Here is a 25,246-nt window from a genome sequence, read left to right as displayed (position 1 = left end):
TAAATGGCTCGTTTTGAAAGAGAACCCAGCGAGTTCACCGAGAAGCTGGTTGCCCTGAACCGCGTGTCCAAGACCGTCAAGGGCGGTCGTATCTTCAAGTTCGCCGCCCTGATGGTGGTGGGCGACGAGAAGGGCCGCGTGGGCTTCGGCCTGGGCAAGGCCGCTGAGGTGCCCGAGGCCATCCGCAAGGGCATCGAGGATGCCAAGAAGCATATGTGCAACGTGACTCTGTCCGGCACTACCATTCCCCACGAGGTCATCGGTGAGTTCGGCGCCGGCCGCGTGCTCCTGAAGCCCGCTGCCCCCGGTACCGGCATCATCGCCGGCGGCCCCGTCCGCGCCGTCATGGAGGCCGCCGGCATCCGTGACATCCGCGCCAAGTGCCTGCGCTCCAACAACCCGCAGAACGTGGTCTCCGCCACCTTCGAGGGCCTGAAGGCTCTCCGTGGCCCTGAGGAGGTCGCCCGCATCCGCGGCAAGAGCGTCAGCGAGATCGTAGGTTAAGGAGGGCCGTGAACATGGCTAATCTGAACATCAAGCTGGTCAAGAGCCTGAACGGCCGCATCGCCAAGCATAAGGCCACCGCCGAGGCTCTGGGGCTGCGCCACATCGGCGACACCACCGTACAGCCCGACAACGAGGCTACCCGCGGCAAGATTGCCCACATCGGCTATCTGCTGCAGGTGACCGAGGAAAAGTAAGGAGGTGCGCGAAATGAATCTGCATGATCTTTCCCCCGCTGCCGGTTCCAACCCCAAGGCTTACCGCAAGGGCCGCGGCAACGGTTCCGGCAACGGCAAGACTGCCGGCCGCGGCCAGAAGGGCCAGTGGTCCCGTTCCGGCGGCGGCGTCCGCGTGGGTTTTGAGGGCGGCCAGATGCCTCTGACCCGCCGTATCCCCAAGCGGGGCTTCAACAACATCTTTGCCAAGCCCCTGGAGGCCATCAATGTGTCCGTCCTGAACAAGTTCGAGGATGGCGCTGTGGTCAATGTGTGCGACCTGCTGGAGAAGGGTATCCTCTCCAAGTGTGAGTATGGCTACAAGGTGCTGGGCAACGGCACCCTGACCAAGAAGCTGACCGTCCGTGCCTCCGCTTTCTCCGCCTCCGCCAAGGAGAAGATCGTGGCGGCAGGTGGAAAGTACGAGGTGGTCTAAGTGATCGAGACCATCCGTAACGCGTGGAAGATCCCCGAGCTGCGCAAGAAGATCCTCTTTACCATCTTCGCGCTGCTCATCTTCCGGCTGGGCTCGGTGGTTCCTGTTCCCTTTATCAACAGCGACCTGCTGGGCAATACGCTCAACAGCATGGGTGGTATCTTCTCCCTGCTGGGCACCATGAACGGCACCGCCTTCTCCATGGCCGCCGTTTTCGCCCTGGGCGTACAGCCGTATATCAACAGCTCCATCATCATCCAGCTGCTCACCGTCGCTATCCCCGCTCTGGAGCGTCTCCAGCGGGACGGCGGCGAGGAGGGCCGGAAGAAGATCGCGGCCATCACCCGTTACGTGACCGTGGCTATCGCTATCCTGCAGGGCCTGGGTTACTACACCCTCATCAGCAGCTACAACCTGATCGACACCGCCGGCCTGCCCGGCTGGTGGGTGGCTGTTGTGATCATCCTGTGCTTCACCGCCGGCTCCGCCTTTGTCATGTGGCTGGGTGAGCAGATCACCGAGTTCGGCATCGGCAACGGCATCTCCATCATCCTGTTCGCCGGCATCCTGTCCCGGGTGCCCGGTATGGTGGAGTCCATCTACACCGGTATCCGCAACAACCTCAACGGCGTCACCGGCGAGGGTGTCTTTAACCTTCCCTGGTGGGGCGCCATCCTCATCGTCATTGGTATGCTGGCCATCGTGGTGCTCATCGTGTTCATCCAGAACTCCGAGCGCCGCATCCCCGTCCAGTACGCCAAGCGGGTGGTGGGCCGCAAGATGTACGGCGGCCAGTCCAGCCACATCCCCCTGAAGGTGAACATGAGCGGCGTTATGCCCATCATCTTCGCCCAGGCCATTGCCTCCCTGCCGTCTACCATCGGTATGTTCTTCGGCAAGAGCGCCAACAGCGAGGGTGGCTGGGGCGTGTTCCTCAGTGTGTTCAACACCACCAGCATTGTTTATATCATCGTTTACTTCCTGCTGATTGTGGGCTTCAGCTACTTCTATTCCACCATGCAGTTCAACCCGGTGGAAGTGGCCAACAATCTCAAGAAGAACGGCGGCTTTATCCCCGGCTTCCGTCCCGGCAAGCCCACCGCCGACTTTATCCACAAGGTTCTGGGTAAGATCACCATGTTTGGTGCTCTCTATCTGGCCATTATTGCCATCGCCCCCATCGTCACCGGCGCCATCATCGGCGTCAGCAGCCTGGCCATCGGCGGTACTTCCGTCATCATCGTGGTGGGCGTTGCTCTGGAGACTACCAAGGCGATGGAGGCTCAGATGATGATGCGCCACTACAAGGGCTTCCTGGAGTAAGGGGCGAGGAAAATGAAAATCATTCTTCTGGGCGCCCCCGGCGCCGGAAAGGGTACTCAGGCTGAGATCATCAGCAAGAAGCTGGGTATCCCCACCATCTCCACCGGCAACATCCTCCGGGCCGCCGTCAAGGCCGGCACCCCCATCGGGCTGGAGGCTAAGAGCTATATGGACGCCGGCAAGCTGGTCCCTGATGAGGTCATCATCGGCATCATTCAGGAGCGGCTGGCCGAGTCCGATTGTGCCAACGGTTTTATCCTGGACGGCGTGCCCCGCACCATCGCCCAGGCTGAGGCTCTGGATGCCCACGGCATCCACTTTGACGCGGTGCTCTCCCTGGAGATCGCCGACAGCGTCATCGAGGCCCGTATGACGGGCCGCCGGACCTGCCACACCTGCGGCGCCACCTACCACATTGTGGCCGCTCCTCCCAAGCAGGAGGGGATCTGCGACAAGTGCGGCGGCGAGCTGGAGCAGCGCAAGGACGACCAGCCTGAGACCGTTAAGCACCGGCTGGAGGTCTATCACAACGAGACCGAGCCCCTCAAGGACTATTACCAGGCTCACGGCGTGCTGATGAGCGTGCCTGATCTGGGCGGGATCGAAGAGACCAACAACAAGATCATGGAACTGCTGGAGAAGTGATTTGAGATGGAAATGATCTCACTGAAATCTCCCCGTGAAATCGAGCTGATGCGCCGGGCCGGGCGGTTGACCGCCCAGGCCCGGGCGCTGGCCGGTTCCATGGTGCGGCCCGGTGTCACCACCCATGAGATTGACACCGCGGTACGCAAATTTATCGAAAGTCACGGAGCCAAGCCCTCCTTCCTGGGATATGGCGGCTTTTCCGGCTCCGCCTGCATCTCCATCAATGAGCAGGTTATCCACGGCATCCCCGGCCCCCGGAAGCTGCAGGAAGGCGACATCGTCTCCATTGACGTGGGCGCTTACCTCAACGGCTTTCATGGTGACTGTGCTGCCACCTTCCCCTGCGGAGAGGTGAGCGACGAGGCCATGCGGCTCATTCAGGTCACCGAGCAGAGCTTCTGGGAGGGCATCCGTCTGGCCCGGCCGGGCAAGCGGGTGTACGACATCTCCCACGCCGTTCAGCAGTATGTGGAGGCCAACGGCTTCTCCGTGGTGCGGGACTTTGTGGGTCACGGTGTGGGCGCCAAGCTCCACGAGGCTCCGGAGGTACCCAACTACGGGCCTGCCGGACACGGTCCCCGGCTCCAGCCGGGCATGACCATCGCCGTGGAGCCCATGGTGTGTGCCGGTGACTGGCGGGTGAAGGTGCTCAAGGACGGCTGGACCACCGTGTCCGCCGACGGCAGCATGACCGCCCACTATGAAAATACCATCCTCATCACCGACGGCGAGCCCGAAGTGCTTACCGTGGCGGAGGACTGAGTATGGCGGCGGAGCATCCGCGGATCGTCCGCTCACTGGCAGGGCATGACAAGGGGCAGCTGTTCTGCGTATTGGATCAAGACGGCCCCTATCTGCTGCTCTGCGACGGCAGACGGCGAAAGGCAGGGTCCCCCAAGCGGAAGAAAACCGTACACACGGCCGACGCCGGGGACTTCCAACACCCCGTTCTGGAGAAGATCCGGACAGGGGAACCCATCACAAACCGAGAGGTGCGGAGGGCGCTGGCCGCTTTCCGAGCTGAGGAGTCAAGGAGGGTATGACGCTTTGGCAAAAGACGATATGATCGAAGTGGAGGGCGTCGTCACCGAGTCCCTTCCCAATACCACGTTCCATGTGGACATCGGAAACGGCCACATCATTCTGGCCCACATCTCCGGCAAGCTGCGGATGAACTTCATCCGCATTCTGCCCGGCGATAAGGTCACCGTCCAGATGTCCCCCTACGACGTAACCCGGGGCCGGATCACTTGGCGAAGCAAGTAATCCGGCTCATTCCGGCGGGCGCAGGCCTGCCGACCCTATCAATGACCGGTGCGGGTCAGCGGGGCCTTGCCTCCGCCGTACCGGGGCCATCAGGCTCTACAGGAGGTTAATGACATGAAAGTTAGACCGTCCGTGAAGCCCATGTGCGAGAAGTGTAAGATCATCAAGCGCAAGGGCAAGGTCATGGTTATTTGCGAAAACCCCAAGCATAAGCAGAGACAAGGTTAATAGGAGGTGCTGAAACAGTATGGCACGTATTGCTGGCATTGATTTGCCCAAGGATAAGCGGGTCGAGATCGGCCTTACCTATATCTTTGGTATCGGGCGCACCAGCGCCAACAAGATCCTGGCTGAGGCCGGTATCAACCCCGACACCCGCGTGAAGGATCTGACTGAGGCCGATGAGGCTAAGCTGCGCGAGATCATCAGCCACAGCTACACTGTGGAGGGCGACCTCCGTCGTGACGTGGCGATGGACATCAAGCGTCTGACCGAGATCGGCTGCTACCGCGGCCTGCGTCACCGCAAGGGCCTGCCCGTCCGCGGTCAGCGTTCCAAGACCAACGCTCGTACCCGCAAGGGTCCCAAGCGCACCGTCGCTAACAAGAAGAAGTAAGGGAGGGAGAAACACATGGCTACCGCTACCAAGGGTAAGAAAGTTATCCGTAAGCGCCGCGAGCGCAAGAACGTTGAAAAGGGCCAGGTGCATATCCGCTCTTCCTTCAACAACACCATGGTCACCGTGACCGATATGGGGGGCAACGCCCTGTCCTGGGCCTCTTCCGGCGGCCTGGGCTTCCGTGGCTCCCGTAAGTCCACCCCCTTCGCCGCTCAGACCGCTGCCGAGACCGCCGCTAAGGCTGCCATGGAGCACGGCCTGAAGACCGTGGAGGTGTACGTGAAGGGCCCCGGCGCCGGCCGTGAGGCTGCCATCCGCGCCCTGCAGGCCGTGGGCCTGGAGGTCACCCTGATCAAGGACGTGACCCCCATTCCCCACAACGGCTGCCGTCCGCCCAAGCGCCGCCGCGTGTAAGAGAAGGAGGAGTACGAATTATGGCTAGATATACCGGAGCAGTCTGCCGCCAGTGCCGCAGAGAGGGCCAGAAGCTCTTCCTGAAGGGCGACCGCTGCTACACCGACAAGTGCGCCATGGAGCGCCGTCCCTTTGCCCCTGGTATGCACAACCAGGGCCGCACCAAGAAGCTGTCCGAGTACGGTATGCAGCTGCGTGAGAAGCAGAAGGCCCGCCGTTACTACGGCGTGCTGGAGAGCCAGTTCCACAAGTATTACGAGATGGCCGCTGCCCGCAAGGGCGTGACCGGCGACAACCTGCTGAGCATCCTGGAGACCCGCCTGGACAACGTGATCTATCGTCTGGGCTTCGCCATGAGCCGTCCTGAGGCTCGTCAGCTGGTCCGTCACGGCCACTTCACCATCAACGGCCATCGCGTGGACATCCCCTCCTACCTGGTCAAGCCCGGCGAGGTCATCGCCCTGAAGGAGACCAGCCGGAGCAAGGAGAAGTTCAAGGCTTCTCTGGAGGCCAACGGCTCTCGTCCCGCCCCCAAGTGGCTGGACTTTGACCAGAACAACCTGGTGGCCAAGGTGGTTGCGCTCCCCGCCCGCGAGGACGTGGACCTGCCCATCGAGGAGCACCTCATCGTCGAGCTGTACTCCAAGTAATCGTGCTTGTACCCTCGATTATTGGTGAGCTGTATAAGGCGGCGGACAGAGTCCGCCGCCGCGAAAAGGAGGGTAACACATGGTAGAAATCGAGAAGCCCCGCATCGAATGTGTGGAGAACCCCGGCGACGGCTCCTACGGCAAATACGTCGTGGAGCCCCTGGAGCGTGGCTATGGTACCACGCTGGGTAACTCCCTGCGCCGCATCCTGCTCTCGTCCCTGCCCGGCACGGCGGTTACCTCCATTAAGATCGCCGGCGTGCAGCACGAGTTTTCCACCATTCCCGGAGTGAAGGAGGACGTCACCGAGATCGTCCTCAACGTGAAGAGCATCATTGCCAAGCTCCACTCCGAGGGCGTGAAAACGGTCTATATTGAAGCCAGCGGTGAGTGCGAAGTCACCGCCGGCGACATTAAGGCCGACGGCGAGGTGGAGATCCTCAATCCGGACCTCCACATTGCCACCCTGGGACCGGACGCCAGCCTCAACATGGAGCTGACCCTGTCTCATGGCCGGGGCTATGTCCCCGCCGACCGGAACAAGCCGGCCCAGACCATCATCGGTCTGATCCCGGTGGACTCCATTTACACGCCGGTGCGGAAGGTCAATTACACGGTGGAAAACACCCGTGTCCGCGACCTGACCGACTTCGACAAGCTGACCCTGGAGGTATGGACCAACGGGACCATCACCGCCCGGGACGCCGTCAGCCTGGGCGCCCGCATCCTCTGCGACCACTTCGTCCTCTTCACCGATCTCTCTGAGACCATGGGCTCCAAGTCCACGGTGGTGGAGAAGGCCGAAGCCCAGCGGGACAAGGTGCTGGAGCTGACCATCGAGGAACTGGACCTGTCTGTCCGTTCCTTCAACTGCCTCAAGCGCGCCAACATCAATACGGTGGAGGATCTGATCTCCAAGACCGAGGACGAGATGATGAAGGTGCGCAACCTGGGCCGCAAGTCCCTGGAAGAGGTCATCAACAAGCTGGCCATGATGGGCCTGCACCTGGCCGACGAGGAAAACTGAGGCCAGGGAAGAGGGCGGCCCGGGGGCACGTAACGTCCCCTCCCGGACCCGCAGGCCGCAAGGCGCTCTCTTCAGGGGATTTCATCCCCCCGGACGAATTTAAATTGTGGAGTTCGCCTTGGCGAACATCCGATAGGAGTTGGATTTCATGTCTCACAACCGTAAGCTGGGCAAGCCTACTGATCAGCGCATCGCCATGCTGCGCGCCATGACCACCTACCTGCTGGAGAATGGTCAGATCAAGACCACCTATGCCCGTGCCAAGGAAGTTGCTCCCATGGCCGAGAAGATGATCACCCTGGCCAAGAACCCCAACCTGGCCAATTACCGCAAGGCCCTGTCCTACCTGACCAAGGAGGACGTGGCCAAGAAGACCTTCGACGAGCTGGGCCCCAAGTATGCCAGCCGTAACGGTGGTTATACCCGCGTGGTCAAGATCGGCCCCCGCCGCGGCGATGCCGCCGAAATGGCCATCGTGCAGTTGGTGTAAGTGCATCTTAGAAAGCGCTCTGCTTTTGGCAGGGCGCTTTTTCTTTGTGCAGATTCTTGCAATTTGCGGGATGCTATGGTATACTATGCAACAATAAACTATAAAGAAGACGGTGAGCCCTCGTGGACGAACCTCCGCCCAGTAACAACCGTAACAAAGACTATGTGGAACAGGACAGCCTTACCCCTGAGCAGGGGATAGGGTTGTCCTTTTGCGCGTTCCACACATTTTGAACAATGGAGTTGATGATTTTCCTATGCCTGACAGTTCCAGTTTAACCATGATTGTAATTTTGATTGTCCTGGTGATCCTGTCCGCTTATTTTTCTGCAACCGAGACTGCCTTCACCTCGTTGAACCGCATTCGCCTGAAAAGCAAGGCGGACGCCGGCAATCGCAGGGCCGCGTTGGCTCTCAAGCTGGTGGACCAGTACAACAACCTGCTGTCTACCATCCTGGTGGGCAACAACATTGTCAACCTGTCCGCCTCCTCTCTGGCCACCGTGTTCTTCACCGAGGGCCTGCGGCTGCAGAATGGCGCCGTGATTTCCACTGTGGTTATCACCATTGTTGTGCTCATTTTCGGCGAGGTTTCCCCCAAGAGCCTGGCCAAGGAGTACCCGGAGAGCTTTGCCATGTTCTCCGCTCCCATTATGCGCATCCTGATGGTGATCCTCACCCCGGTGAACTTCCTGTTCAGCCTGCTGAAAAAGCTGCTGTCCAAGGTGTTCCATAAACAAGGCGACAGCGGCATCACCGAGGAGGAGCTGGTGACCATGGTGGACCAGGCTGAGAGCGAGGGTGGTCTGGACCAGCACGAGAGTAAGCTCATCCGCTCTGCCATTGAGTTCAATGACATGGAAGTGGATGAGATCCTCACCCCCCGTGTGGATATTGTGGCGGTGGAGGACACCGACTCCATGGACGATATTGCTCAGGCCTTTGCTGAGAGCGGCTACTCCCGTCTGCCGGTGTACCATGAGGACATTGACGACATCATCGGTGTGATCCATGAGAAGGACTTCCACGCCGCCCGCTATCGTGGCCAGACCGACGTAAAGGCCATCACCGGCCCCATGCTGTACACCACCGGCAATACCAAGATCTCCGAGCTGCTGCGTATTCTCCAGCGGGAGAAGGCCCATATGGTCATCGTTGTGGACGAATACGGCGGCACCGAAGGCCTTGTGACCCTGGAGGACATCGTGGAGGAGCTGGTAGGCGAGATCTGGGACGAACACGACGAGGTCATTGAGGAATTCAAGAAGCAGGAGGACGGCAGCTATCTGATCTCCTGCTCTGCCGACCTGACTGATCTGTTTGACCTGTTCTCCATCAAGGGCGAGTGCGACGCCAACACCATCTCCGGCTGGGTGATGGAGCAGATCGGCCGTATTCCCGAGGAGGGAGACCACTTTGTCTCCGACGGGCTGGATGTCACCGTAACCAAGGTGGATCACCGGCGGGTGCTGGAGATTCGGGTGGAAGTGCTCCCCCAGCCGGAAGAGGATAAAAAAGAGAAGGCGAAGGACCAGTGAATCAGGCAGATTTGAATTTGGCGGTTACCCTGCGCCATGAACTCCACGCCCATCCGGAGTTGTCCGGACAGGAGACATGGACCAAGGCACGGCTGATGGATTTTTTACAGGAACATACCAAGTTGGAGCTGCATGACCGGGGAAACTGGTTTTACGCCCTGTATCGAGGCATGGGAGTGGGGAAGATCGCCTTCCGGGCGGACTTTGACGCCCTGCCCATGGAGGAGACCTGTGAGCTGCCCTACCGCTCCCAGTGCCCCGGCGTGGCCCACAAGTGCGGGCACGACGGCCACAGCGCTGCCCTGGCTCTGCTGGGGCTGACCCTGGAGCGCACCGGGGCGGACCGGGACGTGTACCTGATCTTCCAGCCTGCCGAAGAGGTGGGCGGGGGAGGCGAAGCCTGCGCTGCTCTGCTGAAGGAGGAGCACATCGGGGAGGTATACGCCTTCCACAATATGCCCGGCTATCCTCTGCATACAGTAGCCCTGCGGAAGGGTACCATGAACTGTGCCTCCAAAGGCGTGACCTACCGCTTTGAAGGGGTGTCCACCCACGCCAGCACCCCGGAGCTGGGCCGCAACCCCGCCCAGGCGGTGGCTCGGATCGTAGGCGCCCTGCCGGGACTGACCCGGCAGGAGGACCACCGGGGCCTTGTAATGGCCACTGTGGTCCAGATAGCTGTGGGAGAGCCGGCCTTTGGCATCTCAGCTTACCGGGGGGCGCTTCTGCTCACCCTGCGGGCCCAGTACCAGGAGGAGCTGGACGCCCTGTCCCAACAGGTGACCGATCTGGCCCGCCAGGCGGCGGAGGAGGACGGCCTGACCCTGACCATAGAGGAGCAGGATGTGTTCCCTGAGACTGCTAATCACCCCGCCGGGGTGGAACGGGTGGAAAAGGCCGCCCAGGCCCTGGGCCTGCCGGTGGTGGAGATGGCCGAGCCCATGCGGGGCTCGGAGGATTTTGGATGGTATCTCCGCCAGGCGGAGGGGGCCATGTTCCTGCTGGGGGACGGGGAGGACCATCCGCCGCTCCACAGAACGGATTTCGATTTCCCGGATGCGCTGCTGGGAACGGCTTGCGCTCTGTTCCAAAAACTGATCTGAAAAAAGCCCTGCGGCATTGCCGCAGGGCTTTTGTTATTCCGTTCGGGTTCGTGCCCAGTAGGCTGCCATACTCTCACCGGGCTGTCCGGTGACCTCCTGGGAGAGATAGGCTTTCAGCTCCTCGGGTGGCGTCCAGGCCAGAGCGGAGGCCTCGTCGGGAAACTCCACTTCAGCGTAGAAGAAGCCGGTTTCCAGGTGGGGGTCTACCGAGTTGACCTCCAGCGTAAATCCGCCGGGCAGGGGATAGCGGTGCTGCTCCTTCTGGATCATGGGCTTGCCAAGCATGGCCTTCAGACGCTGGTAGCGATCCTGATCTACTGAAATCTCGATCTCCTCCCGCACCAGACCGGCCCCTCCTTTGAAACAGAGGACATAGGCGGTAGCGCCCCCTTCAAGGGCCTCCTCCCGGATGCGGATCGCGGGACGGGTAGAAAAATAGCCCTGTTCCATATAAAAGGTAGCGGCGGGGGACAGGTTGGGCCAGTCCTGCACCAGCCAGCGGCGTTCAATTTCCATAGCAGCGCCTCCTCAGATGGGCAGAGCGATGATGGCAGGTACCAGAACGGGTACCGCCAGGGAGAGTACCACGCCGGAAGTAAAGGAATAGATGGTGATACGCTCATGGGTAGCTCCCACCACCACCGGCAGCACTGTGTCCATGGCGGCGGCGCCGGGCAGGGCGGCACACTCCACATAGCCCACATACCGGGCCACAAAGGGAATGGCCAGGATGGAGAAGATCTCCCGCATCACATTGGACAGAAAGGCTACTGCCGATACCGACAGGGAATAGGGGGCCAGCAGAGTGGGGGCCAGGGAGTACCAGCCCATGCCGGCGGAGGCGGCCATAGAGTCCTTGATGCCGAGAGGGAGAAAAAGACCAGCCAAAGCGGCAAAGACCAGAGTACCGGCGCACACCGCCACCGGAACCAGCAGCACCTGGAAACCGGCGGTCTTGATGTCGCTGACAAAGGTGCCCTGCTTGCCCATATCCATACCTACCATAAACAGAAGCAGGTAGAGGCCGAAGTTGATGACGGTACCGCAGTGGGCGGTGACGGCGGGGGGAAATACAAAGCGGCCGGCCAGCATACCCAGCACTACCGCAATGACGATCCATTTGGTGAGGGAGTTGTCCGCCTTGCCTGCGGAGTGGGCAGTATCTTCACCGGTCTGGTTGCTGCCCCGGGGCAGACCCACATGGTTCAGCTTGAGGACGAACCGGCGCAGTAGGGTAAGAAAGAGGATGGAGCCAAACATAGCCAACACGGTAATGAGCAGCGCGGCCAGACCGATCTGGCCCAGAGAGGCAATGACCTCATCATTGGCGCCCAGATTGACGCCCAGGGTAACAATCAGAATCATCAGAGCTACAAATTGCAGCTTGCCCACCCATACCAGGGGACGACTGCGTACCCCGGGCCGGGAGCCGATCAGTGCGCCCAGAATTACCAGCGCGATGTAGATCGCCAGATTGCTCAGGGTGCTGAGTGTAGTGCCCATAGAAGTACATCCTTTCTGAACCATAAAATGTGAGAAAAAACGCGGAAACAGGCAGCAGGGCCATTCTAGCATATCTCCTATGGAAAGTCCACCCCTGAACGACAGCGGTCAATAAGTGAAAGTCAACTCGCATTTTTAAAACTATTTAGTTTGTGAAGGATACTAAAGTTATAAGATCTGCCCTAATATTCTGGATATAATTTCATGATTTGCACAAAAAAAGGGAAAGAATTTTGGGGGGCGTGCTCCATTTTTCACTTGCATCTGAAGTTTAAATGGGTTATAGTTTGGTTGAGCAAAAAAACTATTTGGGCAAAAAAATTTTTGTGAGGTGATTGGAATGGGTACACCAAAAACAAAGAACTCTGATACCGTATTTCAATGGAACGGTATCCCCCAGCCGGGGCAGCTGATCCCCCTGGGCCTCCAGCACGTGGTGGCCGCGGTAGTGGGTATCATTACGCCTGCTATTCTGGTTGCCAACACCTGTGGTCTGAGCGAAGCAGAGAAGACCCTGATGATTCAGGTCTCCCTGATCCTGACCGCCCTTGCCACTCTGCTCCAGCTTTTCCCCATCTTCCGGCGCATCGGCTCCGGTCTGCCCGTCATCATGGGCATCAGCTTTGCGTACATCCCCACCCTCCAGGCCATCGGCGCACAGTTTGACATCGCAACGATTCTGGGCGCTGAGATCATCGGCGGTATCGTGGCCATCGTCTTCGGCGTGTTCGTTAAGTGGATCCGTCCTCTGTTCCCGCCCCTGGTCACCGGCACCGTGATCTTCACCATCGGCCTGTCCCTCTATCCCACCGCTGTCAAGTATATGGCCGGCGGCGCCGGCACCGAGTGGTTCGGCAATGTGAAGAGCTGGGTCGTGGCCCTCATTACCCTGGTAGTGGTGGTCGTCCTGTCCAACTTTACCAAGGGTATCTTCAAGCTGGGTGCCATTCTGATTGGTATGATCGTGGGTTACATCGTGGCCTACTTCACGGGCATGGTGGACTTCACCAGTGTGGGTACCTCCAGCTGGTTTGCTCTGCCCGAGGTCATGCCCTTTGAGATCAAGTTCGTGCCCTCTGCCTGCGTCTCCCTGGCCATCGTGTATGTGGTCAACGCGGTACAGACCATCGGCGACCTGTCCTCTACCACCATGGGCGGCATGGACCGGATGCCTACTGACCGTGAGCTGTCCGGCGGTATCATCGGACAGGGCGTCATGAGCATCCTGGGCGCCTTCTTCGGCGGCCTGCCCACCGCTTCCTACAGCCAGAACGTGGGTATCGTTACGGTCAACAAGGTTATCAACCGTGCCGTCTTTACCCTGGCTGCCGGCATCCTGCTGGTGGCTGGCCTGATGCCCAAGTTTGCCTCCCTGCTCACCACCATTCCCCAGTGCGTCATCGGCGGCGCTACCATCTCTGTGTTTGCCACTATCACGATGACCGGCATCCGTATGATCACCGAGGGCGGCTTTACTGCACGCAAGAGCTCTGTGGTCGGCCTGTCCGTGGCGCTGGGCGTGGGCATCACTCAGGTATCCGGCTGCCTGGCTGGCGAGGGCTTTCCCGAGTGGGTCAACACTGTGTTTGGTTCCTCCTCTGTAGTGGTCGCCACCATCGTGGCTATCATCCTTAATCTGGTATTGCCTAAGGAAAAGGAAAGCAAATAAACTGAAGACGGCAAAAGGCCCGGCTCCTTGGGGAGCCGGGCCCTTTCCTGGGATCATTCCTTAGCTTCGTCAATGTAGCTGTACAGCGTATACTTGGAGATTCCGAAGAACTTGCATACTTTGTCGCCGCTTTTGGTAATAAGGAAGGCGCCGGTGTCGTTCAGGAACTGAATGGCCTTCACCTTGTCTTCCTTATTCATCAGCGCCACCGGCTTGCCTACGATCTTTACACTCTGCTCCATCAGCTCATCCAGCAGATCGGAGACATTGCGGGAGATGGGCTCGGGCTCCTTCTCCTCCCGCTCAGTGGCGGTGAACTGCTTGAGCGCAGTCTCCATGGCCAGCATCAGGGTGATATCGTAGTTGATGCCGAAGATCCCGATGGGGGTGCCGTCGTCATCCCGGATGTAGATGGTGGTGGACTTGAGGATCTTGCCGTCCTTGGTGCGGGTTAGGTAGCACAGGTGATCCTGCAGCTGGTCCTGATTGCCCCGCAGGGCCTCCAGGACCACATGAGACGGTCCATCGCCCACCTTCCGTCCCGTAACCTGCCCGTTTTCAATGGCGACGATGGAACTTTCCGGATCGTTGGTGGCCAGGTCATGAACCACCACCTCGCAGTTGGGACCAAACTGGCTGGCGATCCCTTTGGCCAGTTTGAAGAGGAATTGCAGGGTAGATGCTTCTGGCACGTAGATTTCCTCCTTTCAGAGTCTGCGCCAGAGCGGCAGGCACCCCCGGAGGAATGGGCACCAAAGGTCACCGATTCAGCGGCAGACGGTAAAATATATCTCTATCATTTTACCACATTTCAGCTCAGATTCAACTCATTTTGTGGACCTAAAAAATTTTTTGTTTTTCTAACAAAAGTATTGCATATCCGTGCGAAGTGTGGTAACATAAAAATAACGAGAGAATGAAACTATGCAAGATGCACAAATTTCCATATAAAAAGTTGTAGCTGCAACGGAGTGCTTTCGCGCACGGGCTGGATGGACATGGAATTCGGCTGGGTTGCGGATGCAACCTAGAGAAGAACGAATTTGTACTGTCCATTCCACCAGGAATGGGCAATTTTTTTACGGAGAAAAAGAACGAAATTTAAAGGAGGAACTTACTATGCTGCTGGTCGGTAATGGCAGACTCATCACCCGGAGCGAGGAGCTCCCTTATCTGGAAGACGGCGCCGTTGTTCTGGACGGCGAGGTGGTCAAGGAGGTCGGCTCCCTGGCCGACATGAAGGCCAAGTATCCCGATGCCGAGTTCGTGGATGCCAAGGGCGGCGTCATCATGCCCGGCCTTATCAACGTCCATACTCACATCTATTCCGGTCTGGCCCGGGGCCTGTCCATCAACGGCTTCAATCCCACCAACTTCTTTGAGGTGCTGGACGGCCAGTGGTGGTACATCGACCGCCACCTGACCCTGGATGGCACCCGCGCCTGTGCCTACGCCACCATCCTGGACTGCATCCGGGACGGTGTGACCACCATCTTTGATCACCACGCCTCCTTCTGCGAGATCCCCGGCTCCCTCTTTGCCATTAAGGATGTGTGCAAGGAGTTGGGTATGCGCGCCAACCTCTGCTACGAGGTGTCCGAGCGTGACGGCCAGGAGAAGTGCGATCAGTCCATTCAGGAGAACGCCGACTTCGCTAAGTGGGCCAAGGAGCAGGACGACGACATGATCAAGGCCATGTTCGGCGGCCACGCCCTGTTCACCATCTCCGACAAGACCTTTGAGAAGATGGTCAAGGCCAACGACGGCATGACCGGCTTCCACATCCACGTGGCCGAGGGCATGAACGACGTGTACGACTCCCTGCAGAACTACGGCTGCCGCCCCATCAACCGCCTGCTGTACAACGGCATCCTGGGCGAGAAGACCATGCTGGGCCATTGCATCCACGTCTCTCCCGCCGAGATGGACATCATCAAGGAGACCAACACCATGGTCTGCCACAACCCCGAGTCCAACATGGGCAACGCCGTGGGCTGCTCTCCCGTGCTGCAGCTGTACAACCGGGGCATCCTCATCGGTCTGGGCACCGACGCCTACACCCACGATATGCTGGAGAGCCTGAAGGTCCTGCTGCCCATGCAGCGCCACAACGTCTGTCAGCCCAACGTGGGTTGGTGCGAGGCCACCGGGATGCTCTTCCAGAACAACGCCAAGATCTGCTCCCGCTACTTCAAGAAGCCTCTGGGCGTGCTCAAGCCCGGCGCCGCTGCCGACGTGATCGTGATGGACTACAAGCCCTTCACTCCCTTCTCCGACGCCAACATCGACGGCCATATGCTCTTCGGCATGATGGGCAAGAACTGCCGCACCACCATTATCAACGGCAAGGTGCTGTACAAGGACCGCGAGTTCGTGGGTATCGATGAAGACAAGATCAACGCCTGGTGCATGGAGCAGTCCAAGAAGCTGTGGGGCGAGCTGAACCACTGCACTTACTGAGAAAAGCCCCAAAACTGAAAACAAAATGTAATTCCGAGTTATAATAATAACTGGAGGTTTTGATTATGAGCGATATTATGCGTCCCATGCCTTTTGCCCACCTGATGAACTGGATCCTCAGCGAGTATAAGAGCCAGGGTTCCATCTTCGGCGTGTCCAAGCTGGTCAAGCACACCAACGGCAAGACCCTGCCCATCTTTGAGGAAAAGATCGAGTCTCCCTACGGCCCCGCCGCCGGCCCCCACACTCAGCTGGCCCAGAACATCATCGCCGCCTACGCTGCCGGCAGCCGCTTCTTTGAGGTCAAGACCGTTCAGGTCATGGACGGCGACGAGCTGAGCAAGTGTGTCAACAAGCCCTGCATCACCGCCGCCGACGAGTGCTACAACTGCGAGTGGTCCACCGAGCTGTATGTGCCCCAGGCTTTCGCCGAGTACGTCAAGGCCTGGTTCGCCTGCAAGCTGCTGGCCAAGGAGCTGGAGCTGGGCGATCCCAACGGCTTCGTGTTCAACATGAGCGTGGGCTACGACCTGGCCGGCATCAAGAGCGAGAAAGTGGACAAGTACATCAACGGCATGATGGACGCCTCCCAGACCGAGGTTTGGAAGGAATGCATGGACTGGGCTCTGGCTAACCTGGATAAGTTCCAGAACGTGGATGAGGCCTATGTGAAGGCCATCTCCCCCAAGGTGTCCGACTCCATCACCGAGTCCACCCTCCACGGCTGCCCCCCCGATGAGATCGAGCGCATTGCCACCTACCTCATCACCGAGAAGAACCTGAACACCTATATCAAGTGCAACCCCACTCTGCTGGGCTATGAGTTCGCCCGCAAGACCCTGGACGGTCTGGGCTTCGACTACATCGCCTTTGACGACCACCACTTCCTGGAGGACCTGCAGTGGGAGGACGCCATCCCCATGTTCCACCGCCTGATGAAGCTCACCGGCGAGCGGGGCCTGGAGTTCGGCGTGAAGATCACCAACACCTTCCCCGTGGACGTGAAGGCCGGCGAGCTGCCCAGCGGGGAGATGTATATGTCCGGCCGCTCCCTGTACCCCCTGTCCCTGTCTCTGGCCGGGATGCTGTCCAAGGAGTTCAAGGGCAAGCTGCGCATTTCCTACTCCGGCGGCGCCGACATCCACTCCATCAAGAAGCTGTTTGAGGCCGGTATCTGGCCCGTCACCATGGCTACCACCGTCCTGAAGCCCGGCGGCTATCAGCGCTTCAGCCAGATCGGCAAGGAACTGATGGACATCAGCTATGAGCCCTGGACCGGCGTGGACGTGGCCAAGGCCGACGCTCTGGTGCAGGAGTTTGTCACCGACGTCCACTACCAGAAGCCCATGAAGCCCATCCCCAGCCGCAAGATGGACAAGAAGGTGCCTCTCATCGACTGCTTCGAGGCCCCCTGCCGCAACGGCTGCCCCATTGAGCAGGACATCCCCGCCTACCTGATGAAGGTCAACGAGGGCAAGTACGAGGAGGCCCTCCAGATCATCACCCACCGCAACGCCCTGCCCTTCATCACCGGCACCATCTGCTCTCACCGCTGCCAGGACAAGTGTATGCGCAACGCCTACGACGAGAGCGTGTACATCCGCACCCAGAAGCTGAAGGCTGCCGAGGGCGGCTTTGAGGCCCTGCTGCCCAAGCTGAAGCCCGCTGCTCCCGTGGCCGGCAAGAAGGTTGCCGTCATCGGCGGCGGCCCCGCCGGTATGTCCGCCGCCTACTTCCTGGGCCGCGCCGGTGTGGACGTGACCATCTTTGAGCGCAAGGACTCTCTGGGCGGCATCGTCCGTCACGTGATCCCCGCCTTCCGTATCAGCGACGAAGCCATCGACAACGATGTCAAGCTGATGAACGCCATGGGCGTGAAGGTGGAGCTGAATACCGAGGTCAAGAGCGTGCAGGACCTCTTCGACAAGGGTTACACCCAGGTCATCCTGGCCACCGGCGCCTGGCACAAGGGCAGCGCCGGCATGGAGTACGGCGAGGAAATGAACGTCATCGAGTTCCTGGAGAAGGCCAAGAAGGCCCCCGAGAGCCTGGATCTGGGCAAGAACGTGGTGGTCATCGGCGGCGGCAACACCGCCATGGACGCCGCCCGGGCCGCCAAGCGTATCCCCGGCGTGGAGAAGGTCTCCCTGGTCTACCGCCGCACCAAGCGCTATATGCCCGCCGATCAGGAGGAGCTGGAGCTGGCTCTGGAGGACGGCGTGGAGTTCTGCGAGCTGCTGGCTCCCGTGGGCGTGAAGGACGGCGTGCTGACCTGCCACCAGATGGAGCTGGGCGCTCCCGACGCCTCCGGCCGCCGGTCCCCCGTGGACACCGGCAAGGTGGTTGAGGTCCCCGCCTGCACCGTCATCACCGCCGTGGGCGAGAAGGTGGACACCGAGCTGTACACCGCCAACGGCCTGGAAGTGGATAACCGCGGCAAGGCTGCGGTCAACGCCGATACCCTGGAGTCCTCCGTGAAGAACGTCTACGTCATCGGAGACGGCCAGAAGGGCCCCGGCACCGTGGTGGAGGCCATTGCCGGCGCTACCAAGGCTGCCCGCGCCATTCAGGACTTCGACGTGAACGTCTATGTGGACAAGAACGTCAACCCCGACTATCAGAAGCCTCTGGACAAGCGGGGCGACATCTGCACCGATTGCAGCAGCTGCGATGACAGCCGCTGCCTGGGCTGCGCCACCGTGTGCGAGACCTGCACCGAGGTGTGCCCCAACCGTGCCAACGTGGCCATCGCTGTGCCCGGTATGCGGATGCGCCAGATCATCCACGTGGATGGTATGTGTAACGAGTGCGGCAACTGCGGCACCTTCTGCCCCTACGACAGCCGTCCTTACAAGGATAAGTTCACCCTGTTCTGGAGTGAGGAGGATTTCGTCAACAGCGAGAACGAGGGCTTCCTGAAGCTGGAGGGCACCAAGACCCGGGTCCGTCTGGGCGGCCAGGTCAAGGAGTACGATGTGGCCGACGCCGGCTGCGGTCTGTACGAGCCCCTGCGCAAGCTGATCTGCGCTGTGTATGACAGCTACAGCTATCTGCTGAAGTAAAAGTGTAAATCGGTTCCACTGCCACCCCCCACGGCAGCGCGCATCGCCTCAGTGTTGACTGAGGCTTTGCGTGCGCGTGGGGGATAGGTGGATTGGACGATGGAATACTGACCGGGCGGGAATCCCTGGAGCCCGCCCTGTGTAAGGAGGAACCCAACATGGCACCGACCCAAAACAACCGTATCGCCATGGTGTACTGCGCCGGCGGCAGCCGGGCCAAGCGCCGGGGAGAGGCGGACCTGTCCTACCTGGATTGCAGCATGGCAAAGCAGGCCTTTGCCGACGGAGTGCTGGAGTGCGCTCAGGGGTGCCTGGGCCTGGGCAGCTGCGTGGAGGCCTGCCGTCTGGACGCCATCCACATCGGTGTCCACGGCGCTGCCGTGGTGGACCGGGAGGCCTGCGTGGGCTGCGGCCTGTGCGTGGAGGCCTGCCCCCAGGGCCTGATCCGTCTGGTGGACGCGGACACCACCATCGTGCCCCGCTGCTCCAATCAGGATGCCGGCCCCGTGGCCCGGAATGCCTGCGACGTCAGCTGCATCACCTGCCGTATGTGCGAGCGCAACTGTCCGGCGGCCGCCATTACCATGGTGGACAACCACGCGGTCATCGATCCGGAGCGCTGCATCTCCTGCGGAATGTGCGCGGTAAAGTGCCCCCGGGGCGTGATTGTGGACGCTGACGGCGTCTTTACCGTGGCTGACTTTGCATAGGAAAGAGGGACCACAGATGAGCTATTCTTTTACCGTAAACGGCCTCCTCCGTACCACCGAGGAGGATAAGCCCCTGCTGCGCTATCTGCGCGACGATCTGCACCTCTATTCCGTCAAGGACGGGTGCAGCGAAGGCGCCTGCGGCACCTGTACCATCGTGGTGGACGGCAAGGCCGTCAAGTCCTGTGTCCTCACCACCAAGAAGGCGGTGGGTAAGACCATCCTTACCGTAGAGGGCCTGTCCCACGACGAGCAGGAGGCCTTTGTGTACGCCTTCGGCAAGGTGGGCGCCGTCCAGTGCGGCTTCTGTATCCCCGGCATGGTGATGGCGGGCAAGGCCCTCATTGACCAGAACCCCAATCCCTCCGAGGCCGACATCAAGAAGGCCATCCGGGGCAACATCTGCCGGTGCACCGGCTACAAGAAGATCATCGAGGGCATTTCCCTCACCGCCGCCATCCTCCGGGGAGAGGAGAAGATCGACCCCGAGCTGGAGAAGGGCGACGTATACGGCGTGGGCGACCGGGCCTTCCGCACTGACGTGCGGGGCAAGGTGCTGGGCAGCGGCGCCTACTGTGACGACATCGAGATGGAGGGCATGGTTCACGCCTCCGCCGTCCGCTCCCAGTATCCCAGAGCAAAGGTGCTGGACATTGACGCCTCCAAGGCCCTGGAGCTGCCCGGCGTGCTGGCTGTCCTCACCGCTGAGGACGTGCCCAACAACAAGGTGGGCCACATCCAGCAGGACTGGGATGTGTTCATCGCCAAGGGCGATATCACCCGCTGCGTGGGCGACGCCATCTGCCTGGTGGTTGCTGAGAACGAGAAGGTGCTGGCCCAGGCCAAGAAGCTGGTGAAGATCAGCTACGAGCAGCTGGAGCCGGTGCGCTCCATCCAGGAGGCCATGGCCGAGAATGCGCCCAAGCTCCACCCCAACGGCAACCTGTGCCAGCAGCGCCATGTGACCCGGGGCGACGCCAAGACCGCTCTGGCCAACTCCAAGTATGTGGTGACCCAGAGCTACAAGACTCCCTTCACCGAGCACGCCTTCCTGGAGCCCGAGTGCGCCGTGGCCTTCCCCTACAAGGACGGCGTGAAGGTGTACACCTCCGACCAGGGTGTGTACGACACCCGGAAGGAGATCTCCATCATGCTGGGCTGGGAGCCCGACCGCATCGTGGTGGAGAACAAGTTCGTGGGCGGCGGCTTCGGCGGCAAGGAGGACGTGTCCGTACAGCACTTGGCGGTGCTGGCGGCCCTGAAGGTCCAGAAGCCGGTGAAGTGTAAGCTCACCCGGCAGGAGTCCATCAACTTCCACCCCAAGCGCCACTACATGGAGGGTACCTTCACCCTGGGCTGCGATGAGAACGGCATCTTCACCGGTCTGGACTGCGAGATCTACTTCGATACCGGCGCCTATGCCTCCCTGTGCGGCCCCGTGCTGGAGCGTGCCTGCACCCACTCCGTGGGCCCCTACTGCTATCAGAATACCGACATCCGCGGCTTCGGCTACTACACCAACAATCCTCCCGCCGGTGCCTTCCGTGGCTTCGGCGTGTGCCAGAGCGAGTTTGCCCTGGAGTCCAACATCAACCTGCTGGCCGAGAAGGTGGGCATCTCTCCCTGGGAGATCCGCTACCGCAACGCCATTGAGCCCGGCAAGGTGCTGCCCAATGGCCAGATCGCCGACTGCTCCACCGCTCTGAAGGAGACCCTGCTGGCCGTCAAGGACGTGTACGAGGCCAACATGGATCACGCGGGCATCGCCTGCGCCATGAAGAACGCCGGCGTGGGCGTGGGCCTGCCCGACAAGGGCCGCTGCAAGCTGGTGGTGCGTGACGGCATGGTGGAGCTGTATGCCGCTGCCTCCGACATCGGTCAGGGCTGCGCCACCGTCTTCCTCCAGGTCCTCTCCCAGACCACCGGGCTGCCCCGGCTGCTGCTGCGGAACATGGGTGCCAACTCTGAAGTGGCTCCCGACTCCGGCACTACCTCCGGCTCCCGTCAGACCCTGATTACCGGCGAGGCCGTGCGTATGGCCGCCGTGGATCTGAAGAAGGATATGGACGAGGTGAACGGCGACCTGTCCAAGCTGGAAGGGAAGGAGTACTTCGCCGAGTTCTTCGATCCCACCGACAAGCTGGGCTCCGACAAGCCCAATCCCAAGAGCCATGTGGCCTACGGCTTTGCCACCCATGTGGTCATCCTGGACGACGAGGGCCAGGTCAAGGAAGTCTACGCAGCTCACGACTCCGGCAAGGTGGTCAACCCCACCTCCATCCAGGGTCAGATTGAGGGCGGCGTGCTCATGGGTCTGGGATACGCCCTCACCGAGGACTTCCCCCTGAAGGACTGCGTGCCCCAGGCCAAGTACGGCACTCTGGGCCTGATGCGGTCCAACCAGATCCCCGATATCCACGCCATCTATGTGGAGAAGGACGAGCTGCTGCCCTTCGCCTACGGCGCCAAGGGCATCGGTGAGATCGCCACCATCCCCACTGCACCGGCTGTCCAGGGCGCCTATTACGCCAAGGATTACATCCTGCGTACCAGCCTGCCCATGGAAAAGACCTACTACAAAAAGTAAGCAACGCTCATACCCAGTTACCCAGTCACGGAGGCCGCCCAAAGACCTTCCAGGGGGCCTCAGATCAGCGGTGGAAAAACCACCGCTCTGAGGCCTCCTTTTTTGCGCTGACCGGGAAGAGGGGAGGGGGGAAAACCCACTGAAACCAGAGGGTTTGAGACGTCACCAAAAAAATTTTTAGTATCTCAATATTTTTTTCTGATTTCCTCTTGACAACTGGAAAACAAGTGGTATGATGGTCTCAGAAAACAAAAGAAAGTTTGCGAGTGCGCAAAGAAAATTTGGAGGCGAGTGTTCGATGAAAGACCAGCTCAAATGGGTCCTCAACAAAATGCCGAAGAGCGACGACAAGCAGCTGGACGTCATGTCCCTGTCCAACGTGGCCAAGGCCCGCTTCTTCCACAGCTCCTTCCCCCAGTACTCCATCACCCCTCTGGCTCAGCTGGAGGGCATGGCCAAGTACCTGGGCCTGGGCGGCGTGTATGTGAAGGATGAGTCCTACCGCTTCGGCCTCAACGCCTTTAAGGTGCTGGGCGGCTCCTTCGCCATGGCTAAGTACATTGCCAAGGAGATGGGCCGGGACGTTTCCGAGATGACCTACGACTACCTGACCAGCGAGGCCTTCCGCAAGGAGTTCGGCCAGGCCACCTTCTTCACCGCCACCGACGGCAACCACGGCCGCGGCGTGGCCTGGGCTGCCAACAAGCTGGGCCAGAAGGCTGTGGTACATATGCCCAAGGGCAGCGCCAAGTCCCGCTTTGACAACATCGCCAAGGAGGGTGCCAAGGTCACCATCGAGGAAGTCAACTACGACGACTGCGTGCGTATGGCCGCCGCCGAGGCTGAGCAGACCGAGCACGGCGTCATCGTGCAGGACACCGCTTGGGACGGCTACGAGGAGATCCCCTCCTGGATCATGCAGGGCTACGGCACCATGGCCAACGAGGCTGCCGATCAGCTCCGTCAGTGCGGCGTGAACCGCCCCACTCACGTGTTCGTGCAGGCCGGCGTGGGCTCTCTGGCCGGCGCTGTGGTGGGTTACTTCACCAACCTGTTCCCCAACGATCCTCCCAAGTTCGTGGTGATGGAAGCCCGCGCTGCTGACTGCCTCTATCAGGGTGCTCTGGCCAACGACGGCAAGCCCCGCATCGTCACCGGCGACCTCCAGACCATCATGGCCGGTCTGGCCTGCGGCGAGCCCAACACCATCTCCTGGGACATCCTCCGCAACCATGTTTCCGCCTTCATTTCCTGCCCCGACTGGGTGAGCGCCAAGGGTATGCGTATGCTGGGCGTGCCTGTCAAGGGCGATCCCACTGTGATCTCCGGCGAGTCCGGTGCCGTGGGTATGGGCGTGCTGGACGCCATCATGTGCGACGACACTTACAAGGAGCTGCGTGACGCTCTGGAGCTCAACCGCTTCAGCCAGGTGCTCATGTTCTCCACCGAGGGCAACACCGATCCCCTGAAGTTCCGTCGGGTGATCTGGGACGGCGAGTATCCCACCGTCGACACCCCCCAGAAGCCTTACTAAGTTTGTGCTGACCGGGAAATGTCCCGATGAAACCGTGAAATAAATTGAAAATGGAGGTCATTACCATGGATTTTGAGAAGATCAAAGCTGCTGCCGAAGGTTATAAGGCTGATATGACCCGCTTCCTGCGGGCCATGATCTCCCACCCCAGCGAGAGCTGCGAGGAGAAGGAAGTTGTCGCCTGCATCAAGGCCGAGATGGAGAAGCTGGGCTACGATGAGGTCGAGGTGGACGGCCTGGGCAACATCATTGGCTGGATGGGCAAGGGCGACAAGATCATCGCCTTCGACTCCCACATCGACACCGTGGGCATCGGCAACATCAACAACTGGACCCACGATCCCTACGAGGGCTACGAGGATGACGAGGTCATCTATGGCCGCGGCGGTTCCGACCAGGAGGGCGGCATGGCTTCCGCTACCTACGGCGCCAAGATCATGAAGGATCTGGGCCTGATCCCCGACGGCTACAAGATCATGGTTGTGGGCTCCGTGCAGGAAGAGGACTGCGACGGTATGTGCTGGCAGTACATCGTCAACAAGTTCTTCCCCGCCAAGGGCATCAAGAAGGAGCAGGTTGAGTTCGTGGTTTCCACCGAGCCCACCGACGGCGGCATCTACCGTGGTCACCGCGGCCGTATGGAGATCCGCGTGGACGTGAAGGGTGTTTCCTGCCACGGCTCCGCTCCCGAGCGCGGCGACAACGCTATCTACAAGATGGCTGACATTCTCCAGGATGTGCGCGCCCTCAACGAGAACGACGATGCCGACTCCACCGAGATCAAGGGCCTCGTGAAGATGCTCAACCCCAAGTACAACCCCGATCACTACGAGGACGCCCGCTTCCTGGGCCGCGGCACCTGCACCACCTCCCAGATCTTCTACACCTCTCCCAGCCGCTGCGCTGTGGCTGACTCCTGCTCCATCTCCATCGACCGCCGTATGACCGCCGGCGAGACCTGGGATTCCTGCCTGGATGAGATCCGCAACCTGCCCAGCGTGAAGAAGTACGGCGACGACGTGAAGGTCTCCATGTATATGTATGACCGTCCCTCCTGGACCGGCGAGGTGTACGAGACCGAGGCTTACTTCCCCACCTGGATCAACAAGGAGAACGCCGCTCACGTTCAGGCTCTGGCCGACGCTCACCACGCCCTGTTCGGCGAGGAGCGCATCGGGCCCGACGGCGCCATGCACCTGCGTCACCGTCCTCTGATCGACAAGTGGACCTTCTCCACCAACGGCGTTGCCATCCAGGGCCGCTACGGCATCCCCTGCGTGGGCTTCGGCCCCGGTGCTGAGTCTCAGGCTCACGCCCCCAACGAGATCACCTGGAAGCAGGACCTGGTTTCCTGCGCCGCCCTGTACGCTGCCGTGCCCGGCCTGTACAAGGAGGAGAACAAGACCGCTGACGTGACCCAGTTCCGCGCCGGCAAGACCAACAACGACATTAAGTAAGAAGCGCTGACATAGGCCATATGGGGCGGCGC

General features: G+C 60.4%; 26 protein-coding genes. 23 read left to right on the top strand and 3 right to left on the bottom strand.

Going from position 1 to position 25,246, the window contains the following annotated elements; all coding sequences use genetic code 11:
- Window positions 1-3 precede the first annotated feature (3 nt).
- The 16 genes from rpsE (at window position 4) to B5G42_RS08670 (ending at window position 10,232) form a co-directional block, all read left to right on the top strand.
- Complete coding sequence (gene rpsE / locus B5G42_RS08745; RefSeq protein ID WP_087187795.1) at window positions 4-504, top strand: 30S ribosomal protein S5; 501 nt, start codon at window positions 4-6, stop codon at window positions 502-504.
- 14 nt (window positions 505-518) lie between these two features.
- Window positions 519-701 (top strand): 50S ribosomal protein L30, encoded by a 183-nt coding sequence (gene rpmD, locus B5G42_RS08740; RefSeq protein WP_087187796.1) that lies wholly within the window; start codon window positions 519-521, stop codon window positions 699-701.
- Between the two features lie 13 nt (window positions 702-714).
- Complete coding sequence (gene rplO, locus B5G42_RS08735) at window positions 715-1,155, top strand: 50S ribosomal protein L15 (RefSeq protein ID WP_087187797.1); 441 nt, start codon at window positions 715-717, stop codon at window positions 1,153-1,155.
- Window positions 1,156-2,478: a preprotein translocase subunit SecY gene (secY, locus tag B5G42_RS08730; RefSeq protein ID WP_087269162.1), complete on the top strand. Its 1,323-nt coding sequence runs from the start codon at window positions 1,156-1,158 to the stop codon at window positions 2,476-2,478.
- A gap of 12 nt (window positions 2,479-2,490) precedes the next feature.
- Window positions 2,491-3,123 carry an adenylate kinase gene (locus tag B5G42_RS08725; RefSeq protein ID WP_087269159.1) on the top strand — a complete coding sequence of 211 codons (633 nt, stop codon included), beginning with the start codon at window positions 2,491-2,493 and terminating at the stop codon, window positions 3,121-3,123.
- 12 nt (window positions 3,124-3,135) lie between these two features.
- Window positions 3,136-3,888 carry a type I methionyl aminopeptidase gene (map, locus tag B5G42_RS08720; RefSeq protein WP_087187865.1) on the top strand — a complete coding sequence of 251 codons (753 nt, stop codon included), beginning with the start codon at window positions 3,136-3,138 and terminating at the stop codon, window positions 3,886-3,888.
- 2 nt (window positions 3,889-3,890) lie between these two features.
- Window positions 3,891-4,169 carry a KOW domain-containing RNA-binding protein gene (locus B5G42_RS08715; protein ID WP_087269156.1) on the top strand — a complete coding sequence of 93 codons (279 nt, stop codon included), beginning with the start codon at window positions 3,891-3,893 and terminating at the stop codon, window positions 4,167-4,169.
- Between the two features lie 4 nt (window positions 4,170-4,173).
- The gene (gene infA / locus B5G42_RS08710; RefSeq protein ID WP_009258089.1) at window positions 4,174-4,392 is read left to right on the top strand and encodes a translation initiation factor IF-1; all 219 of its coding nucleotides are present in this window, start codon (window positions 4,174-4,176) and stop codon (window positions 4,390-4,392) included.
- Between the two features lie 114 nt (window positions 4,393-4,506).
- Window positions 4,507-4,620: a 50S ribosomal protein L36 gene (gene rpmJ, locus B5G42_RS08705; protein WP_006573428.1), complete on the top strand. Its 114-nt coding sequence runs from the start codon at window positions 4,507-4,509 to the stop codon at window positions 4,618-4,620.
- Between the two features lie 19 nt (window positions 4,621-4,639).
- Complete coding sequence (gene rpsM, locus B5G42_RS08700) at window positions 4,640-5,008, top strand: 30S ribosomal protein S13 (protein ID WP_087187801.1); 369 nt, start codon at window positions 4,640-4,642, stop codon at window positions 5,006-5,008.
- Window positions 5,009-5,023: 15 nt separating this feature from the next.
- A complete protein-coding gene (gene rpsK, locus B5G42_RS08695) occupies window positions 5,024-5,425 on the top strand; it encodes a 30S ribosomal protein S11 (protein ID WP_007494608.1) in 402 nt (133 codons plus the stop codon).
- Between the two features lie 20 nt (window positions 5,426-5,445).
- Complete coding sequence (rpsD, locus tag B5G42_RS08690; RefSeq protein ID WP_087187802.1) at window positions 5,446-6,075, top strand: 30S ribosomal protein S4; 630 nt, start codon at window positions 5,446-5,448, stop codon at window positions 6,073-6,075.
- Between the two features lie 79 nt (window positions 6,076-6,154).
- Complete coding sequence (locus B5G42_RS08685; protein WP_087187803.1) at window positions 6,155-7,102, top strand: DNA-directed RNA polymerase subunit alpha; 948 nt, start codon at window positions 6,155-6,157, stop codon at window positions 7,100-7,102.
- A 148-nt stretch (window positions 7,103-7,250) separates the two neighbouring features.
- Window positions 7,251-7,592, top strand: coding sequence for a 50S ribosomal protein L17 (rplQ, locus tag B5G42_RS08680; protein ID WP_087269154.1), 342 nt, complete (start codon window positions 7,251-7,253; stop codon window positions 7,590-7,592).
- A 280-nt stretch (window positions 7,593-7,872) separates the two neighbouring features.
- The gene (locus B5G42_RS08675; RefSeq protein WP_343286696.1) at window positions 7,873-9,129 is read left to right on the top strand and encodes an HlyC/CorC family transporter; all 1,257 of its coding nucleotides are present in this window, start codon (window positions 7,873-7,875) and stop codon (window positions 9,127-9,129) included.
- Window positions 9,126-10,232: a M20 metallopeptidase family protein gene (locus B5G42_RS08670; protein ID WP_087269147.1), complete on the top strand. Its 1,107-nt coding sequence runs from the start codon at window positions 9,126-9,128 to the stop codon at window positions 10,230-10,232. Before B5G42_RS08675 ends, B5G42_RS08670 begins: the two co-directional genes overlap by 4 nt.
- Window positions 10,233-10,265: 33 nt before the next feature.
- On the opposite strand, the gene B5G42_RS08665 is transcribed toward B5G42_RS08670, so the two are convergent.
- Complete coding sequence (locus B5G42_RS08665; protein ID WP_087269144.1) at window positions 10,266-10,748, bottom strand: hypothetical protein; 483 nt, start codon at window positions 10,746-10,748, stop codon at window positions 10,266-10,268.
- A gap of 12 nt (window positions 10,749-10,760) precedes the next feature.
- Window positions 10,761-11,735 (bottom strand): lysine exporter LysO family protein, encoded by a 975-nt coding sequence (locus B5G42_RS08660; RefSeq protein ID WP_087269141.1) that lies wholly within the window; start codon window positions 11,733-11,735, stop codon window positions 10,761-10,763.
- A gap of 340 nt (window positions 11,736-12,075) precedes the next feature.
- Here B5G42_RS08660 and B5G42_RS08655 point away from each other — a divergent pair, with 340 nt between their 5' ends.
- Window positions 12,076-13,404: a uracil-xanthine permease family protein gene (locus B5G42_RS08655; protein ID WP_087187809.1), complete on the top strand. Its 1,329-nt coding sequence runs from the start codon at window positions 12,076-12,078 to the stop codon at window positions 13,402-13,404.
- A gap of 53 nt (window positions 13,405-13,457) precedes the next feature.
- On the opposite strand, the gene B5G42_RS08650 is transcribed toward B5G42_RS08655, so the two are convergent.
- Window positions 13,458-14,096, bottom strand: a complete 639-nt coding sequence (locus B5G42_RS08650) for a helix-turn-helix transcriptional regulator (RefSeq protein WP_087187810.1) — start codon at window positions 14,094-14,096, stop codon at window positions 13,458-13,460.
- 427 nt (window positions 14,097-14,523) lie between these two features.
- Between B5G42_RS08650 and ssnA the strand changes: the two genes are divergently transcribed.
- The 6 genes from ssnA to B5G42_RS08620 all read left to right on the top strand — a co-directional run bounded on the left by ssnA (window position 14,524) and on the right by B5G42_RS08620 (window position 25,214).
- A complete protein-coding gene (gene ssnA, locus B5G42_RS08645; protein ID WP_087269138.1) occupies window positions 14,524-15,864 on the top strand; it encodes a putative aminohydrolase SsnA in 1,341 nt (446 codons plus the stop codon).
- A gap of 65 nt (window positions 15,865-15,929) precedes the next feature.
- Entirely contained in the window at window positions 15,930-18,926 is a 2,997-nt protein-coding gene (ygfK, locus tag B5G42_RS08640; RefSeq protein WP_087269135.1) for a putative selenate reductase subunit YgfK, read from the top strand.
- A 158-nt stretch (window positions 18,927-19,084) separates the two neighbouring features.
- Window positions 19,085-19,636, top strand: coding sequence for a 4Fe-4S binding protein (locus tag B5G42_RS08635; protein WP_087187866.1), 552 nt, complete (start codon window positions 19,085-19,087; stop codon window positions 19,634-19,636).
- A gap of 16 nt (window positions 19,637-19,652) precedes the next feature.
- On the top strand, window positions 19,653-22,223 hold the full coding sequence (gene xdh, locus B5G42_RS08630; RefSeq protein WP_087269132.1) for a selenium-dependent xanthine dehydrogenase: 2,571 nt from the start codon (window positions 19,653-19,655) through the stop codon (window positions 22,221-22,223).
- A gap of 298 nt (window positions 22,224-22,521) precedes the next feature.
- Entirely contained in the window at window positions 22,522-23,757 is a 1,236-nt protein-coding gene (gene dpaL, locus B5G42_RS08625) for a diaminopropionate ammonia-lyase (protein WP_087269129.1), read from the top strand.
- A 65-nt stretch (window positions 23,758-23,822) separates the two neighbouring features.
- Window positions 23,823-25,214: a YgeY family selenium metabolism-linked hydrolase gene (locus tag B5G42_RS08620; RefSeq protein WP_087269126.1), complete on the top strand. Its 1,392-nt coding sequence runs from the start codon at window positions 23,823-23,825 to the stop codon at window positions 25,212-25,214.
- The last annotated feature ends 32 nt before the right edge of the window (window positions 25,215-25,246 follow it).

Origin of the sequence: Flavonifractor sp. An91, from assembly GCF_002159225.1 — a bacterium.
In the GTDB taxonomy this organism is placed as follows: Bacteria; Bacillota; Clostridia; order Oscillospirales; family Oscillospiraceae; genus Flavonifractor; species Flavonifractor avicola.
This window is presented reverse-complemented; position numbering and strand designations above follow the sequence as displayed.